The 17,300-nt window shown below is 76.9% G+C and carries 11 protein-coding genes; 6 read left to right on the plus strand and 5 right to left on the minus strand.

Annotated features, from left to right (window positions below):
* The first annotated feature begins 69 nt into the window (after window positions 1-69).
* Complete coding sequence (locus tag WDZ17_RS04790) at window positions 70-1,542, plus strand: aldehyde dehydrogenase family protein (protein WP_422631833.1); 1,473 nt, start codon at window positions 70-72, stop codon at window positions 1,540-1,542.
* A 210-nt stretch (window positions 1,543-1,752) separates the two neighbouring features.
* Window positions 1,753-3,891, plus strand: a complete 2,139-nt coding sequence (locus WDZ17_RS04795; protein ID WP_339573994.1) for a hypothetical protein — start codon at window positions 1,753-1,755, stop codon at window positions 3,889-3,891.
* Between the two features lie 49 nt (window positions 3,892-3,940).
* On the opposite strand, the gene ppgK is transcribed toward WDZ17_RS04795, so the two are convergent.
* Window positions 3,941-4,735: a polyphosphate--glucose phosphotransferase gene (gene ppgK / locus WDZ17_RS04800; RefSeq protein ID WP_339573995.1), complete on the minus strand. Its 795-nt coding sequence runs from the start codon at window positions 4,733-4,735 to the stop codon at window positions 3,941-3,943.
* The gene (gene map / locus WDZ17_RS04805; protein ID WP_339573996.1) at window positions 4,732-5,625 is read right to left on the minus strand and encodes a type I methionyl aminopeptidase; all 894 of its coding nucleotides are present in this window, start codon (window positions 5,623-5,625) and stop codon (window positions 4,732-4,734) included. The genes ppgK and map overlap by 4 nt, the downstream gene beginning before the upstream one ends.
* 99 nt (window positions 5,626-5,724) lie before the next feature.
* On the opposite strand from map, the gene WDZ17_RS04810 reads away from it, so the two are divergent.
* The gene (locus WDZ17_RS04810) at window positions 5,725-5,913 is read left to right on the plus strand and encodes an SPOR domain-containing protein (RefSeq protein ID WP_339573997.1); all 189 of its coding nucleotides are present in this window, start codon (window positions 5,725-5,727) and stop codon (window positions 5,911-5,913) included.
* A 79-nt stretch (window positions 5,914-5,992) separates the two neighbouring features.
* Entirely contained in the window at window positions 5,993-7,438 is a 1,446-nt protein-coding gene (locus WDZ17_RS04815) for a hypothetical protein (RefSeq protein WP_339573998.1), read from the plus strand.
* Between the two features lie 22 nt (window positions 7,439-7,460).
* Here WDZ17_RS04815 and WDZ17_RS04820 read toward each other — a convergent pair whose 3' ends face one another.
* Genes WDZ17_RS04820 through WDZ17_RS04830 form a run of 3 tightly spaced genes read right to left on the minus strand, consistent with a single transcriptional unit; the run spans window position 7,461 to window position 10,835 of the window.
* Window positions 7,461-8,468: a TIGR03557 family F420-dependent LLM class oxidoreductase gene (locus tag WDZ17_RS04820; RefSeq protein ID WP_339573999.1), complete on the minus strand. Its 1,008-nt coding sequence runs from the start codon at window positions 8,466-8,468 to the stop codon at window positions 7,461-7,463.
* A 55-nt stretch (window positions 8,469-8,523) separates the two neighbouring features.
* Window positions 8,524-9,570, minus strand: coding sequence for an SDR family NAD(P)-dependent oxidoreductase (locus WDZ17_RS04825; protein WP_339574000.1), 1,047 nt, complete (start codon window positions 9,568-9,570; stop codon window positions 8,524-8,526).
* Complete coding sequence (locus WDZ17_RS04830) at window positions 9,567-10,835, minus strand: kynureninase (protein ID WP_339574001.1); 1,269 nt, start codon at window positions 10,833-10,835, stop codon at window positions 9,567-9,569. Before WDZ17_RS04830 ends, WDZ17_RS04825 begins: the two co-directional genes overlap by 4 nt.
* Window positions 10,836-10,938: 103 nt before the next feature.
* Between WDZ17_RS04830 and WDZ17_RS04835 the strand changes: the two genes are divergently transcribed.
* Both WDZ17_RS04835 and WDZ17_RS04840 read left to right on the plus strand, forming a co-directional pair.
* Complete coding sequence (locus WDZ17_RS04835) at window positions 10,939-12,003, plus strand: hypothetical protein (RefSeq protein ID WP_339574002.1); 1,065 nt, start codon at window positions 10,939-10,941, stop codon at window positions 12,001-12,003.
* A 145-nt stretch (window positions 12,004-12,148) separates the two neighbouring features.
* A complete protein-coding gene (locus WDZ17_RS04840) occupies window positions 12,149-16,813 on the plus strand; it encodes a glycoside hydrolase family 3 N-terminal domain-containing protein (protein ID WP_339574003.1) in 4,665 nt (1,554 codons plus the stop codon).
* Window positions 16,814-17,300 lie beyond the last annotated feature (487 nt).

A 17,300-nucleotide genomic window follows, 5' to 3' on the forward strand; every position in this document is an offset into this window, starting at 1 on the left:
GTAGAACGGTCCCCCGTGACCTCCTCCGCGCCCGAGCCCGCCGAGCCCTCCCTCGTCCCCGGCCGTGACGTGCCGGCGACCGGCGGGCCCCGACCCGCCGTCGTCCCTGCTCGTCGCCTCGCCGAGCACCTCGTCGGTGGCCGGTCGGTGGCCGCGGGTGGCGCACGCACCCTGCAGCTCGTCGACCCCGCCACGGGCGGGGCGGCGGGTGAGCTCGTGCCGGCGGACGACGACGAGGTGGCCGCGGCGGTGGACGCGGCCGACGGCGCACGGGCCGCCTGGCGGCGCACCGCGCCGGGGGAGCGCGCGGCCGCGCTGCGCGCCGCGGCCGCCGCCGTCCGCGCCGACGCGGACGAGCTCGGGGCCCTGCTCACCGCGACGACGGGTCGCCTGCTCGGCCAGGCGCGCGCCTCCGCGGAGGTGGCCGCCGAGCTGCTCGAGGAGGCCGCCGTCACGGGCGTCCTCGACACCGGGCGCTCGCTCGGCGGTGCGGTGGACGCGGTCGACGTCGTCCGCAGGGAGCCACGCGGCGTGGTGGCCGTCCTGACCCCGTGGAACGACCCCTACCCGGCGGCGGCAGGGCTTCTCGCCGCCGCCCTCGTCACCGGGAACACGGTGGTGCACAAGCCGTCCGAGCGGTCGGCGCGTCCGGGCCTCGAGCTGGGGAGGCGCATCGCCGCCGCGCTCCCCGACGGCGTGCTGTCGGTCCTCGTCGGCGACGGCGAGACCGGCGCGGCCCTGGTCGCCGACCCTCGGGTGCACGTCGTCGCCCACGTCGGCAGCACCGCCACGGGACGTCGCATCGCCGCCGTCGCGGGCGCCCGCGGCGGACGCGTGCTGCTGGAGAACGGCGGGAAGGACGCGCTCGTGGTGGACGAGGGCGTCGACCCCGCCTGGGCAGCCCAGCAGGTGGCGCTGGGGGCCTTCACGAACACCGGCCAGCTGTGCACGGCCGTCGAGCGCGTGTACGTGCACGAGGCGGTCGCCGACGCCGTCCTCGCCGAGCTCGTCGAGCTCGCCGAGGGCCTGCGGACCGGTGACCCGGCGGACCCCGGCACGACCCTCGGCCCCCTCGTCGACGAGCGGCAGCTGGACCTCGTCGCCGAGCACGTCGGCGAGGCCGTGGCCGCGGGCGCCCGCCTGCTCGCCGGGGGAGCGCGCGTCGACCGCGCCGGCTGCTTCTACCCGGCGACCGTGCTCGACGGCTGCACGCCGGCGATGCGCCTGATGACGGAGGAGACCTTCGGCCCCGTGGCCGCCGTCACGCGGGTCGCCAGCTTCGCCGAGGGGCTCGACCGCGCCGACGCCGGCGCGTACGGGCTCGCCGCGACCGTCCTCACCCCGTCCCAGGCGCACGCCCTCGAGGCGGCGGAGCGCCTCGAGGTGGGCACCGTCAAGGTCAACGCCGTCTTCGGCGGGGCGCCCGGAGGCTCGGCGGACCCCCGCCGGGGCAGCGGTCAGGGGCGTGGTTTCGGACCCGACCTGCTCGGCGAGCTGACGGCCCTCAAGGCCGTCCACCTGGAGGCGGCGCCGACCTCCTGAGGCGCCCTCGGGACGGGTCGTGCGGCGGTCGTCGTCCGACCGGACCGGTGGGGGACGCGTGCCCACGGCGGCGGTCGGCCGATCGGGTGACGCGTCCCCGCCGCGGCGGGTCGGGGTCCTCGGAGAGCAGGACCCGCGCGGATCCGCGCGGCTACTCTCGACCTCACCTGGAGCCGCCCGGTGACGGGCGCGGACGAGGAGGGGGCAGCCATGAGCACGCGCCGTCTCCTGCGCAACCCCGCCGAGGCCGTGACCGTCGGCACCGGGGTCGTCCTGCTCGTCGCGGCCGGGCACAGCGCCCTGGCGTCCGCGACGGGTGGCACGGTCGTCGTCGCCGCGGCGACGACGGCCGCCGAGGGGGCCGTGCCGCGACCGCAGCCCACCCCGGACGCCGCCGGTGACCCGTTGACGACGGGCGCACCGACGTCGTCGACGCACCGGTCCGAGGACGGCGGCGACGTCGAGGCGCAGGCGGCCGCGGCCCGGGCACGGTTCTACGCCTACCCGGGGGAGGCCGAGGGCTTCGCCGCCCCGCGCCGGCCCGGCGCCGGCGTCGCCCAGGCTCCGGGGTCGGTCGGCGACCTCGCCCAGGCGGCCCCGTCCGCCGGTGCCGTCGGACCCGCGGACGGTGCCGCCCCCCAGGACGGCGCCCCGCAGGACGGCGCGCCGCAGGGCGACGCCCCCGCCGGCGACGAGGCGGCGCCCGGCCAGGACCAGCCTCCGGTCGTCGACGTGCCGACCGGTCAGCCCGACGACGGGGCCGTCGAGGAGCCGGACGAGCCCACCCCCGGTGAGCAGCCCGGTGGCGGCGAGCAGCCCGGTGGTGAGCAGCCCGGTGGTGAGCAGCCCGGTGGTGAGCAGCCCGGTGGTGAGCAGCCCGGTGGTGAGCAGCCCGGTGGTGAGCAGCCCGGTGGTGAGCAGCCCGGTGGTGAGCAGCCCGGTGGTGAGCAGCCCGGTGGTGAGCAGCCCGGTGGTGAGCAGCCCGGTGGTGAGCAGCCCGGTGGTGAGCAGCCCGGTGGTGAGCAGCCCGGTGGTGAGCAGCCCGGTGGTGAGCAGCCCGGTGGTGAGCAGCCCGGTGGTGAGCAGCCCGGTGGTGAGCAGCCCGGTGGTGAGCAGCCCGGTGGTGAGCAGCCCGGTGGTGAGCAGCCCGGTGGTGAGCAGCCCGGTGGTGAGCAGCCCGGTGGTGAGCAGCCCGGTGGTGAGCAGCCCGGTGGTGAGCAGCCCGGTGGTGAGCAGCCCGGTGGTGAGCAGCCCGGTGGTGAGCAGCCCGGTGGTGAGCAGCCCGGTGGTGAGCAGCCCGGTGGTGAGCAGCCCGGTGGTGAGCAGCCCGGTGGTGAGCAGCCCGGTGGTGAGCAGCCCGGTGGTGAGCAGCCCGGTGGTGAGCAGCCCGGTGGTGAGCAGCCCGGTGGTGAGCAGCCCGGTGGTGAGCAGCCCGGTGGTGAGCAGCCCGGTGGTGAGCAGCCCGGTGGTGAGCAGCCCGGTGGTGAGCAGCCCGGTGGTGAGCAGCCCGGTGGTGAGCAGCCCGGTGGTGAGCAGCCCGGTGGTGAGCAGCCCGGTGGTGAGCAGCCCGGTGGTGAGCAGCCCGGTGGTGAGCAGCCCGGTGGTGAGCAGCCCGGTGGTGAGCAGCCCGGTGGTGAGCAGCCCGGTGGTGAGCAGCCCGGTGGTGAGCAGCCCGGTGGTGAGCAGCCCGGTGGCGAGCAGCCCGGTGGCGGCGAGCCGACGACCCCCAGCGTGCCGGACGGCCCCTCCACCTCCGAGCCCTCGCTCCCGGACCCGTCACCCGAGCCTCCGGACAGCCAGCCGCCGACGTCGGAGCCGCCGGCGTCCCAGCCCCCGGCGTCCCAGCCCCCGGCCGAGCAGCCCCCGGTCGAGCAGCCCCCGGTCGAGCAGCCCCCGGTCGAGCAGCCCCCGGTCGAGCAGCCGGAGAAGCAGGCGCCGGAGGAGCAGGCGCCACGGGACGAGGAGCCGGCCGGAGCACCGGCAGCGGACCCGGCAGAGGTCGAGGACGCCGCCGCCGGTGTCCACGAGCCGTCCGGGTCCGACGAGCCGGTGGTCGAGGACGAGCCGGTGGTCGAGGACCAGCCGGTCGTGGACGAGCCGGTCGTGGAGGACGAGCCGGTGGCCGCCGAGGAGCCGGTGGTCGAGGACGAGCCGGTGGTGGACGTCGTCCCGGTCGCCGACGAGCCGGTCGCCGACGACCCGGGGACGGCGCAGGAGCCGACCGACTGCCCCGACGGCTCCGCACTCCTCGGCGCCGCCGCGCTGCTGCCGCCGTGGCTGCGGCGCCGGCGGGAGGTCGTGCTGGTACCGGTGGTCGCTGCCGCTGCACCCCCGTCCCACCGGGGCTGACGAGGGGCTCGTCGCTCCCCGCCGCCCGAGCAGCGCGTGGCGGGTGGCGTCAGCCCGGGGAGGTCCCGGTCGGTCCGGGTGCCGTCACGGCCTCCGCGGCGAGCGCCGCCGCCCCGACGATGCCGGCCGTGTTGAGCAGCTGGGCCGGCACCACGGGTGCTCTCAGGTCCAGCAGCGGGAGGTACTTGTCGCTCTTCTTGCTCACGCCGCCGCCCACGACGAACAGGTCGGGCTGCAGCAGCGCCTCGAGGGTCGAGAAGTACCGCTGCAGCCGCTTGGCCCAGTCCTTCCAGGACAGGTCCTCGCGGTCGCGGGCCGCGTCCGAGGCCCGTGTCTCGGCGTCGTGGCCGTCGACCTCCAGGTGACCGAGCTCGGTGTTCGGCACCAGGACGCCGTCGTGGAGCAGCGCGGTGCCGATGCCGGTGCCGAGCGTCGCGACGAGCACGACGCCCCGCACGCCCTTCGCCGCCCCGTAGCGGGCCTCGGCGACACCCGCGGCGTCGGCGTCGTTGACGACGTGGACCTCGCGGCCGGTCAGGGTGCGCAGGAGGTCGCCGGCGTCGGTGCCGATCCAGCTCTTGTCGACGTTGGCGGCCGTCATCGCGACGCCGTCCTTGATGACGGCGGGGAAGGTGACGCCGAGCGGGCCCTCCGGCCATCGCGCCGCGATGGCGGCGACCACGTCGGCGACGGCGCCCGGCGTCGACGGCTGCGGGGTGGGCTCGCGGACCCGGTCCTCGGCGAACTCCCCGGTCGAGAGGTCGACGGGGGCCCCCTTGATCCCGGAGCCGCCGATGTCGATGCCGACGGCGCGGTCACCGCCGGTGCGCACGTCGTCGCTCACGGCAGCGTGAGGATCTCGGGGCCGGACTCGGTCACGAGGACGGTGTGCTCGAACTGGGCGCTGCGGCGCCGGTCCTTCGTCACCACCGTCCACCCGTCGTCCCACGTGTCGTGCCGCTCGGTGACGAGGCACAGCATCGGTTCCACGGTGAAGGTCATGCCCACCTCGATGACGTCGTCGTGCAGCGGTGCCGCGTCGTGGTGCGGGACGACGAGGCCGGAGTGGAAGGACGTGCCGATGCCGTGCCCGGTGAAGTCGCGCACCACGCCGTAGCCGAAGCGCCGGGCGTAGGCCTCGATGACGCGCCCGACGACGTTGAGCTGCCGGCCCGGCAGTGCCGCGCGGATCCCCCGGCGCGTGGCCTCGCGGGTGCGCTCGACGAGCAGCGTCGACTCCTCGTCCAGCTCGCCCGCGGCGAAGGTGGCGTTGGTGTCGCCGTGGACCCCCACGCCCTCGAGCACCATGAACGCGGTGATGTCGACGTTGCAGATGTCGCCCTCGGCCAGCACCGTCGAGTCCGGGATCCCGTGGCAGATGACCTCGTTGACGCTGGTGCACAGGGACTTCGGGAAGCCCCGGTAGCCCAGGGTCGACGGGTAGGCGCCGTGGTCGAGCAGGAACTCGTGCCCGACGCGGTCCAGCTCGTCGGTCGTCACCCCGGGTGCGACGTGCCGTCCGACCTCCTCGAGCGCGCGGGCCGCCGTGCGGCACGCGACCCGCATGCGCTCCACCGTCTCGGCGTCCTTGACCTCCGACCCGCGGAAGGGCTCCGGGGCCGGTCGGTCGACGTACTCGGGGCGCGGCAGCCGGGGCGGGACGGCGCGACGGGGCGAGACGCGCCCCGGGCGCAGCTCCCGGCCGGGTGCGGTCGTGGCGACGGGCGGGGCCATGGGGGGAGTCAAGCACCGCGGGCGCCCGCGCGGCACGTGCGGCCGGCAGGGACCGGGCGGACCTGGTGGGCCTCGCGCGCGGCAGGCACCATGGTGGCCGTGGCGGACACCGAGCGGACGGCGTGGTTCTACAACGTCTCGACGGGGGAGGTGGAGCACGGGCCCCAGAGCCTCGGCCGCACGCTGATGGGCCCCTACGGCACGCGCGAGGACGCGCAGCACGCGCTGGAGACGGCACGCGCCCGCACCCGCGCCTGGGACGAGGCGGAGCGCGAGGACGAGGCCTGACCGGCCCGGACGGCGACGGGCCTCCCGTCTCCTGCCCGAGCGGCTCCAGGACCGGCCGCCGGTCACCGATGATGCGGGGGTGAGCCACGTGAGCCCCCACGCCGACGAGCGGCCGGCCCCGACCGCCGAGCCGACGGGCGCCCGTCGGGGGCGGCGACCGGCCTGGGTCCTCGGGGTCGGTGGCCTCGCCGTCGGGCTCGTGGTCGGCGGGTGCTCCGGCCTGGGCGTCGGCGCCGTGGGCGGCGCCGCGCTGGTCGCGGACGGCTCGTCGCTCGGTGACCTGCTCACGGGCGACGGCGGCGACGAGCGCACCGTCGCGGAGGCGCTGCCCGACGAGCTGCCCCGGCTGCGCGCCTTCGTCGCCGAGGAGCGCGGGCTCGCGTGGGAGCGGGAGGTGCCCGTCGAGGCCCTCGACGACGAGGCCTTCGAGACGGCGCTCGCCGGCCCCGACGCGGGCGACGCAGGGCCGCGGGACGCGGGAGAGGGGGACGCGGTCGAGGGGGACGCGGTCGAGGGTGACGCGGAGCTCGAGGAGGACGGGGCGGTGGCGCTCGACGACCCGGACGGCGGGCGGGCGGAGACCTACGCCGCCCTCGGCCTCACCCCGTCCGCCACCGCGTACCGCGAGGCCTGGGACGACGGCGACTCCGCCGTGACGGGCTTCTACGACACCGAGACCCGCGAGGTCGTCCTGCGCGGCCAGACCTGGACGCCCGCCGTGGAGGAGACGCTCGTGCACGAGCTGACCCACGCGCTCGACGACCAGCACGTCGACCTCGACGCCGTCGTCGCCGAGGGGGCGACGCCGGAGCAGGTGAGCGCCGCGACCGCGGTCGTCGAGGGGTCCGCCGAGGCGGTCGCCTGGGCCTGGTACGACACGCTCGACGACGACCGGCTGGACGCCTACGACGAGGCGTGGGAGGTCGGCCCGGAGGACGGGACGCCGGAGGGGGAGGGCGTCGCCGAGGGCGACCCGGCGTACGACCCGTTGCTCGACGCCCTCTCCCTCTTCCCCTACGACTACGGGTACGTCGCCGTCGAGGCCGTCGGCGACGACGGGGGTCCCGAGGCGGTCGACGAGCTCCTGCGTGCGCCCCTCACGACGACGGAGCAGGTGCTGGCGGCCCGGCCCGACCCCGGTGCGGTCCCGGGGCTGGCGCCCGCGGTGGAGGTCGACGCGCCGACCGCGCCCGAGGGCGTCGAGGTGCTGGGCTCCGGCACGCTGGGCCTGTTCCCGCTCGCCCTGCTGCCGCAGGTCGCGCAGGCCGGGGACGAGGGCTACTGGCTCGACCCCGAGGACGTCGTCACCCACGCGTGGACGGGGGACGCGTGGACGACGTGGGTCGACCCGGCGGACGACGACCGTGCGTGCACGGCCGTGCTCGTGCGCCTCGAGGACGCGCGTGGCCGGGACGACCTCCTCGACGCCCTCGGCCCGTGGGTCGCCGACGCGAGCGACGTGGGCGCCGCGCTCGAGCCGGTGGGGGACGGCGACCTCCGGCTCACCGGCTGCGGCGAGCGCTGACGACCGGCCGACGCCGCCTCGTCTAGCGGTGCAGCGCGGGCAGCACCTCGCGCCCGAAGACCTCGACCCACTCGCGCTGGTTGCGGCCGACGTTGTGGAGGTACACCCGGTCGAAGCCGAGGTCCAGGTGCGCCTGGATCGCGGCGCGGTGCACGTCGGGGTCGCTGGAGATGACCATCCGGCCCTCGAAGTCCTCCTCGCGCACGAGCTGCGCCATCGCGGCGAAGTCGTGCGGCGAGCGGATGTCCGCCTTGGGGAACCGCATCCCGCCGTTCGGCCACTCGCGCAGGGCGTTCTGCAGCGCCTGCTCGTCGGTCTCGGCCCAGGACAGGTGCAGCTGCAGCACCTTCGGCATCGCCTGCGGGTCCTTGCCCGCCTCGCGGGCGCCCTCGTCGAAACGTTCGAAGAGGCCGGAGATCTTCTCCAGCGGGGCGCCGACGGTGATGAGCCCGTCGGCGAGACGGCCGGCCTTCTTCGCGTTCAGCGGCCCCGCCGTGGCCACGAGCACCTCGGGCGCCTGCTCCGGCATGGTCCACAGCCGCGTCGTCTCGTGCCGGTAGTACGTCCCGCGGAACCTCACGTCCTTCCCGGCGGCGGAGGCGTCGAAGAGCCTCTTCACGAGCTCGACGGCCTCGAACATCCGCGCCGAGCGCTCCCCGCCCTCGGGCCAGTAGTCCGCGACGACGTGCTCGTTGAGGGCCTCGCCCGCCCCGACGCCGAGCCAGTGGCGGCCCGGGTACATCGCCGCGAGCGTCGCCGACGCCTGCGCGACGACGGCCGGGTGCCAGCGCCACCCCGGGGCGACGACCCCGGTGCCGAAGTCACCGCGCGTGCGCTCGCCGACCGCCGTGAGCACGGGCCAGACCGACGCCGCCTGCCCCTGCTGCGGCACCCAGGGCGCGAAGTGGTCGCCCGCCATGCACCCCGAGAAGCCGTGCTGCTCGGCCAGGGCCGTCAGCTCCACCGCCTCCGTGGGCGAGAACTGCTCCAGCATCGCCGCGTAGCCGACCGTGAGCGGGTCCGAGGTCATGCCGACGACGCTACCCGCGACGGGCCCGGTCGCAGGGCGGCCGTGGTCGCGGGGCTCAGCCCGGGGACGGGCCCAGCGGGACGCCGGTGGCGTCGCCGACCAGGTCCTGCGTCAGCACCCAGAGACGTTGTGCCGCAGCACGGTCCGCGACCGTGCGGGCGGGGCGGACCAGCGCCGGACCTCCCGCGAGCTCCGCCGGACCGGTGGGACCGACGTAGGCGGGGACGCCCTCGCGCGCCCCGTCGAGGGCGGACGGCCCGAGGACGGCGGCGACGGCGGGCCGGGCGCCACCGGCCTTGCCCTGCAGGAGGCCGGCCCGGGCCAGGACCCGGGCGCCGGCCCTGGTCGCGTGCGTCACGTCGTCGCGGCCGTCCCGATCCGTCTGCGGCCGCACGTCGTCGAGGACGTCGACGGCGTAGCCGGGGTGGAAGGCCAGCGCCCGCACCGGCGCCCCGGCGGCGACGAGCCGCCGGTCGAGCTCGGCGGTGTGCAGCAGCACGGCCAGCTTCGAGCGCGAGTACGCCCGGAAGGAGACGAAGCCGCGGCGCGACTGCCAGCCGTCGACGTCCGCAGGCGGCCGGACGAACCGGTGGGCGATGCTGCCGGCGCCGACGACGCGCGCGGGACCGGCGCCCGCGGACACCTGCGCTCGCCCACCCTCGGCGAGCGAGGGCAGCAGCAGCGCGACGAGCGCGGCGTGCCCCAGGTGGTTGGTGGCGAGCATGAGCTCCGAGCCCTGGGCGCTCGTCCGACGTCCGGACGTCCCGGTGAGGCCGCCGTTGGCCAGCAGGCCGTGCAGGGGCCCTGACGACGCGACCTCCTGCGCCGCCGCCACGACGGAGCCGAGGTCGGCGAGGTCCAGGCGCACGACGCGGACGTCGGCGCCGGGGACCGCCGCCGCCAGGGCGTCCGCCGCGCGACGCCCGCGGCCGGGGTCGCGCGAGCCCAGGAGGACGCGGACGCCGCGCTCGGCGAGGCCGCGGGCGGCGTGCCAGCCGATGCCCGAGCTCGCGCCCGTGACGAGGACGCTGCGGCCCGCGCCGGTCCTGTCGGGGGACACCTCGGCGGGAGGGGTTCCCCCGCAGGGGCTGGCGGTGCTCACGTGACCGTCGACCGCACGGCGTGCGCGGGGTCCACGTGCTCGCCGGCGTCGAGCACGGCCCGCAGCGCGAGCACCCCCTCGACGAGGTCGGCGTGCGTCGTCGTCGGGGCGCAGACGCCGAGGCGGACGAGGTCGGGGGCACGGAAGTCGCCGACGACCCCCCGGGCGGCCAGCGCCCGGACGACGCCGTAGGCGTCGGGGGAGCGGACGGCCACGTGGCCCCCGAGCAGCGCCGGGTCACCCGGTCCGGCGAGGGGCAGCTCCGGCACGACGTCGCGCAGCGCGCGGACGAGGAGCCCGACGAGAGAGGTCGAACGCTCGCGCAGCCGCGAGGGCTCGACGTCGTCGAACACGTCGAGCGCGGCGTCCAGCGCCAGCAGCGAGACCATCGGCGGCGTGCCGATCCGCATCCGCCGGACGTCGTCGGCGGCCTCGTAGCGCCCGTCCATGGCGAAGGGGTCCGCGTGGCCGTGCCAGCCCGTCAGCGGGGGGTCCACGGACCGCTGGTGACGGGAGGCGACGTAGACCCACGCCGGCGCCCCCGGGCCCCCGCACAGGTGCTTGTACGAGCACCCGACGGCGAGGTCCGCGCCGGCGGCGTCGAGGTCGACGTCGGTGGCGCCGACCGAGTGCGCGAGGTCCCACAGCGCGAGCGCGCCGGCGCCGTGCGCCGCCGAGGTCAGGGCGGGGACGTCGCACCGCTCCCCGGTGCGGTAGTCGACCTCCGACAGCGCCACGAGGGCGACCTCGGCGCCGCGCGCCGCGAGCAGGGTCGGCACGTCCGCCGGCCGCGCCGGCACGACGTCCAGGTCGAGCAGCCGCGCCGCCGAGGAGAGCAGGTGCAGGTCGGTGGGGAAGGCGTCGGGGTCCGCGACGACGACCCGCCGGCCCGGGCGCAGGCGCGCCGCCGCGACGTAGCACTGGAACAGGTGCACGGAGGTCGAGTCGCCGACGACGACCTGCCCGGGCGCGGCGCCGACGAGGCGCCCGACCCGGTCGCCCACCCGCTGCGGTGCCTGCCACCAGCCCTCGTCGTTCCAGGACGCGACCAGCCCCTCGCCCCACTGGCGGCGGACGACGTCGGCCACGGCGTCCGGCACGTGCCGCGGGAGCGCGCCGAGGGAGTTGCCGTCCAGGTACACCAGGCCCTCGGGGAGCAGGTAGCGGGAGGGGAGGTGGCGCAGCGGCTCGTGCTCGTCGAGCGACGCGGCCAGGCGGCGCAGACCGGCCGGCGACGTCGGGGTGGCCGTGGCGTCGGGAGGCACGACGCGGACTGTGCCACGCGACGCGCGCCCGCCCCCGGACGCCCGCCTACCCTCACGGCGTGGAGGGGCCGTCGCGCGACCGCGACCGCGGCCGCCGGGGCCCGTGAGCCGTGAGGCGCTCGGGCGGCGGCGGGAGCCGCCCGCGCCGCCGGGCGGACCGGCGCAGGCCCGGGGGGCGCCCGACCGGGACGGGCCCGACGCGAGCGGGCCCGACCCGAGCAGGCCCGACCCGGACGAGCTCGACGCCCCTCGTGCGACGCGCGCCGGGCCGGATCGTCCCGGGCGCCGGTCCCGCGGGGCGCGCCTGCGCGGGGCGACGGCGCTGCTCCTCGCGGCGGCGCTCGGCGCGGGCGGTGCCCTGCTCGCCGTGCGCGGCGACGGCACCGACGTGCGGCTCGTCGTCGTGTCCGCCGCCCCGGACCTCGGTGCGGACGTCCGCGCGGGTCGACCGGCCGACGGGCTCGCGGTGCGGCTCGTGGTCGCGAGCCTGGCGACGCAGGACCTGACCGTCGTCGGCGGGGGGACGAGCGGGCCCCGTGGTCGGCTCGAGGGGGCGGTCGGGACGGCCGGAGCGGCCCGCGCCGGCGGCCCGGGCCTGGACCGGGCGCCGGCCGTGCCGGCGACGGGCACGGGGGAGCTGGTCCTGGAGGTCCCCGGCACGTGCGACGACCCGCCGCCGTGGCGACCCTGGCTGCGGGTGCTCGGCGCGTCGGGCGCGACCGAGGTCGTCGACCTGGAGGGGCTCCCGGAGGCCGCCCGGGACGAGCCGCTGCGGGACGTGTGCGCGCTGCAGGCCCGGACGCGGCTCTCGCCCGTCTCCGTCACGGGCAGCCGGACGACGCCGGAGGGCACCGTCTCGCTGGCGCTGACGAGCACCGCTCCCGTGCCCTACCGCCTGCGCGTCGACGACGGCGGGATCTCCGGGCTGTCGCCGGTGGTCGAGGGCGTCGAGATCCCGCCGGGGACGACGACCCAGGTGGCCCTCGCGGTCGCGCCTCCCCGCTGCCTCGGCGCCGTGCGGGCGGACGACCTGCTGGGGGACGCCCTCGTGCAGGCCGTGCGGTCGGGCGGCGACGACGGGGACGGTCCGGAGGTCGTCCCGGTCGACCTGTCGGTGGCGGAGGCGCACATCGCCCTCGCGGTGGGCCGCGTCTGCGCCGGCGCGTGACCGCGCGACGCCGACGCGGCACGCGCAACCCGGACGGACCCTCACGTCCTCGGGCAGCGGCCACCTTGTGGACGACTCGGGACGGCTCGTACGGTGCGCCCGGTGGTGGGCGACGGTGCCCGCCCGAGACGCGACGGAGCTGTAGATGCCGCACCTGCCCCTGCGGGGCCCGGACGCCGCCCACGAGGCCGGCGCCGGAGCACCGCCCCCACCCGGCCGCCGCGGAGGTGCGCTGAGCCGCACGGTGGCGACGTCGGCCGCCGCCTCGCTCGTGCTCACCGGGCTCACCGGGCTCACCGGGCTCGGCGCCGTCGGTGCCGCGGCCGCGCCGGCGCCCGAGCGTGACCTCGCGCGGACGGCGCTCGTCACCGCGACCGCCGAGCAGGACGACGCGGACGGCACCTTCCCCGTCGCCGCGCTGACCGACGGCGACCCGGCCACCCGCTGGGCCAGCGGCAACGGCCCCGACGCCGACGTCCCCTTCGAGGCCGAGGTCACCGCCGACCTGGGCGTGCCCGCCGACGTCCGCAGCGTCGAGGTCGACTGGGAGGCGGCCTACGCCACCCGGTACGCCGTCCAGGTCTCCGACGCGGCGCCGGGCACGGACGGCGCGGCCTGGGAGACGGTGGAGACCGTCGAGGGCGCGGACGGGGGTGACGACGTCGTCGAGCTCGGCGACGCCGGCGACGACGTGCGCGCCGTCCGGCTCCAGATGCTCGAGCGCCGCTCGCAGTGGGACTGGGACCCGGGCACGCCGCACCGCTACGGGTACTCCGCTTTCGCGCTGCGCGTCCTCGGCACGACGGACGTCTCCGCCGCCGCCTTCCCGAGCGCCTCGACCTCCGCGGAGCCGGGCACGACGGCCACCGTGCCGGTCCGCCTCGGCCAGCCGGCCGACCGCGACGCCACGGTGCACGTGAGCACGACCGGCGGTGACGCCGTCGTCGGCGAGGACGTCGCCGCGGTGGACGAGGACGTCGCCTTCCTCGCCGGCGAGACCGAGGCGTCGCTCGAGGTCCCGGTCCTGGACGGCGCGACCCCGGGCCGCACGGCCGAGCTGGTGCTGTCCGACCCGACCGACGCGATCGCGCTCGGGGCCCGCACGTCGACGTCCGTGGTCGTCGCGCAGCCCGAGGCGCCGCCCGCGCCGCCGGCGCCCGTCTCCGAGGGCGACGTCACGGTCGTCGACGCATTCGACGCCGAGCCGTTGCCCGTCTTCGCGTGGGGCTCCGCCGCGTCCTCGACGCCGCAGCTGTCCCTCGTGCCCGCCGAGCGGGAGGGCACGGACGGCAGCGCGCTGCGCGCGCAGGTGGCCGAGATGCCGGACGGCGGCTGGGGCGGCTTCACCCACGACTACGGCACCGCGCAGGACTGGTCCGACGCCGACGGCTTCGGCTTCTGGTTCCTCGGCCGCGGTACCGGTCGGACGCTGGCCTACGAGCTGAAGAGCGGCGGGACGAACGCCGACTCGGCGACGAAGTTCGAGGTCCAGCTGGCCGACGACACCGAGGGCTGGCGCCGCATCGCCGTCCGCTTCGCCGACCTGCGGCAGAAGGGTGTCCCGGACTCGGACGCCCGCTTCGACCCGAGCACCGTCTTCGGCTACGCCGTGACGCTCTCGTCGCTCGGCGCCGGCGACTGGCGCTTCGACGACGTGGGCGTCTTCACGCAGCGCCTCGTGGTCGACGACTTCGAGGGCGACGTCCCGCTGGTCGCACCCGGCAGCACCACCGGGATCTTCGGCTGGGGTGCGTCCGACGACGCCGTGCCGAGCATCGAGGTCCAGCAGGCCGACCGCCCGGGGGCTCCCGAGGACAACCACGTCCTGGCGGGGGAGTACTCGATCCCCTCCGGCCAGTACGGCGGCCTGTCGCACAACCTGGCGCAGACGCAGGACTGGAGCGACTACGGCGCCTTCGAGATGTGGTGGTACGCGAGCCAGGACTCCAACCCCGCCTCGCCGACCGCCGGCAACGAGATCGTCGTCGAGCTCAAGGACGGCGGCACCGACGGGGAGCACTCCGAGCTGTGGCGCGCGTCCTTCCTCGACCGCTGGGGCAGCGCGGACAGCCGCTGGAAGCACGTCGTCATCCCCTTCGAGGACTTCGCGCTCTCGGGCTACCAGCCCGGTGACGCGGCGACCCGCAACGGGACGCTCGACCTGGACCGCTCGTGGGGCTACGCCGTCACCTTCACGCCGGGCACGCCCGAGCCGGTGCAGTACCGCTTCGACGACGTCGCCGTCAGCGGCTCGCCGGCGCCCGTCGTCACGACGTCGGTCGCGGCGGCGCAGGACGTCGTCCTCGTCGAGCCCGGCGAGACCGCCACGGCGGGCCTGCGGCTCGGGCTCTCCGGCGACGAGCCGCTGGCCGAGGACCTCGTCCTCGACTGGGCCGTGGCCGACCCGGAGGACCCGGCGACCGGCGCCGTCGTCGGCGAGCACGTCGCCGCCGCGAGCGGGCAGGTCGTCTTCCCGGCCGGTTCCGTGGACGGCGACGTCGTGACCTTCGACGTCCCCACGCTGCGGGGCGAGGCGGAGGAGGACTACGCCCGCACCGTCGCCCTCGAGGTCACCGCCCCCACCGGGGTGCAGGTCTCCTCGGTGCCGCGCGTCGTCCTCGACGCCTACGGGTTCGGTTACCTCGACGCCTCGCGGCCGACCGACGAGCGCGTCGCCGACCTGCTCGGGCGGATGACGCTCGCCGAGAAGGTCGGCCAGATGGCGCAGGCCGAGCGTCTCGGCCTGTCCTCGCCGCAGCAGATCGCCGACCTGGGTCTCGGGTCGGTGCTGTCCGGCGGCGGCTCGGTGCCGGAGGACAACACGCCCGCCGGCTGGGCCGACATGGTCGACGGCTTCCAGCGCGAGGCGCTGTCCACGCGGCTGCAGGTGCCGATCGTCTACGGCGTCGACGCCGTGCACGGCCACAACAACGTGGTCGGCGCGACGCTCTTCCCGCACAACATCGGCATGGGCGCCACCCGCGACCCGGGACTGGTGCGGGCCGAGGGGCAGGTCACGGCCGCCGAGGTGCGGGCCACCGGTATCCCGTGGACCTTCGCGCCGTGCCTGTGCGTGACGCGGGACGAGCGGTGGGGTCGCAGCTACGAGTCCTTCTCCGAGGACCCGGCGCTCGTGGAGTCCTTCGCGGCCCCGGCCGTGCAGGGCCTGCAGGGGGACGACCCGACCGACATCTCGGCACCCGACGAGGTGCTCGCCACCGCCAAGCACTGGGTCGGCGACGGCGGGACCGACTACGACCCGTCGCTGGCCGGTTCGGGCTACCCGATCGACCAGGGCATCACCCGGGTGAAGAGCCTCGAGGAGCTGCGGCGGCTGCACGTCGAGCCGTACGTGCCGGCGATCGACGCCGGCGTCGGGACGATCATGCCGTCCTACTCGGCGGTGCAGATCGGTGACGGCCCGGTCGTGCGGATGACGGAGAACGAGGACCTCAACGTCGGCCTGCTGAAGGGCGAGCTCGGCTTCGACGGGTTCCTCATCAGCGACTGGGAGGCCGTCGACAAGCTGCCCGGCGGCACCTACGCCGAGAAGGTCGAGCGGTCCCTGACCGCCGGCATGGACATGGTCATGGCGCCGTACAACTTCGGCGCCTTCATCGCGGCGGCCACCGACGGCGTGGAGGCCGGTCGCCTGCCGGTCTCGCGGGTGGACGACGCGGTGACGCGGATCCTCACCGAGAAGATGGACGCGGGGCTGTTCGAGCAGCCGTTCGCCGACCGCAGCGGGGTCGACGAGGTCGGCTCGGACGCGCACCGCGCCGTCGCCCGCGAGGCCGCCGCGGCCTCGCAGGTGCTGCTGGCGAACGGCCCGGTCGGCGAGCCCGTCCTGCCGCTGGCCAAGGAGGGCCGGATCTACGTCGCCGGCTCCAGCGCCGACGACCTCGGCCGCCAGCTCGGCGGCTGGTCGATCTCCTGGCAGGGCGGCTCCGGGGCGACCACGGAGGGCACGACGATCGCCGACGGCATCGCGCAGGTGGCGCCGGACGCGGACGTCGTCGTCAGCCCGGACGCCTCGGCGGACATGACGGGTGCCGACGTCGGCGTCGTCGTGGTCGGCGAGCGCCCGTACGCGGAGGGGCAGGGCGACGTCGGCAACAACGGCTTCACCCTGCAGCTCACCGACGCCGACCGGGCGACGGTGGCGAAGGTCTGCTCCGCGGTGGAGGACTGCGTCGTCCTGCTCGCCACCGGGCGCCCGCTGGTGCTGGGCGACGTGCTCGACCAGGCCGACGCCGTCGTGGCGACGTGGCTGCCCGGCACCGAGGGCGAGGGCGTCGCCGACGTCCTCTTCGGGGACCGGCCCTTCTCGGGCCGCCTGCCCGTGACCTGGCCGGCCTCGGCCGACCAGGTGCCGGTCAACCAGGGTGACGACGTCTACGAGCCGGCGTTCCCCTACGGCTGGGGCCTGTCGACGACCCCCCCGCGCGCCGCGCTCGAGGCGGTCGCGGCCGACCTCGGTCCGGGCGCGGTCGCGGCCCGGGTCCGCTCGGCGCTGCGGGCGCCGGTGTGGACGGCGGACGGCCAGGTGCGCGACTCCTCCGCGGCGCGCGAGACCGCGGGGGAGCGCCTGCTCGCCGCGGTGGAGCAGACGCAGCGGGGCCGCGGGAAGGACTCCGACGCCGCGGAGCCCCTCGTCGAGGTGCTGCGCGACGTGGCCCAGGCCGACGTCGTCGCCGGGGACGCCGCGCCCGGTGCGGCGGCGCTCGTCGCCGACGCCGAGCACGCGCTCGCGAGCGGCGACGTCGTCGGGGCCGCGCGCCTCATGGCGCAGGTGGTCGCCGAGGGCTGAGCGCCGCGCCGGCGCCGCCCCGCCGGCCGGACCGACGGGCCCGCCGCCCCTCCTCGGGAGGGGTGGCGGGCCCTGTCCGTCCCGCGGCCCCGTTCCGTCGGGTCGACCACGTCACGTCGCCCCGGGGTGCCTCCTCCCCGCACGTCGACGACGTCGCGCGCCCGGCGGCGCCCTTGTGTCGCACGTCGACGACTTCTCGCGCCTGGGGATGCCCCTATGTCGCACGTCGACGACGTCGCGCGCTCGGGGGCGCCCGTATGTCGCACGTCGACGACTTATTGCGCTCGGGGGTGCCCCTGTGTCGCACGTCGACGACGTCTCGCGCCTGGGGGCGCCCTTACCCGGCACTTGGACGACTTCTTGCGCCTGGGGGCGCCCCTGTGTCGCACTTCGACGACTTCTTGCGCTCGGGGGTGCCCCTCACCCGCACTGCGACGACTTCTTGCGCTCGGGGGTGCTCTCGGGTCGCACGTCGACGACGTCGTGC

Source organism: Pseudokineococcus basanitobsidens, assembly GCF_037482545.1.
GTDB classification, from domain to species: domain Bacteria; phylum Actinomycetota; class Actinomycetes; order Actinomycetales; family Quadrisphaeraceae; genus Pseudokineococcus; species Pseudokineococcus basanitobsidens.

Coding starts and splice junctions, on each gene's coding strand:
- map (WP_339573996.1), bottom strand. CDS start 5,625: ATGGCCCCGCCCGTCGCCACGACCGCACCCGGCCGGGAGCTGCGCCCG.
- WDZ17_RS04840 (WP_339574003.1), top strand. CDS start 12,149: ATGCCGCACCTGCCCCTGCGGGGCCCGGACGCCGCCCACGAGGCCGGC.
- WDZ17_RS04820 (WP_339573999.1), bottom strand. CDS start 8,468: ATGACCTCGGACCCGCTCACGGTCGGCTACGCGGCGATGCTGGAGCAG.
- WDZ17_RS04795 (WP_339573994.1), top strand. CDS start 1,753: ATGAGCACGCGCCGTCTCCTGCGCAACCCCGCCGAGGCCGTGACCGTC.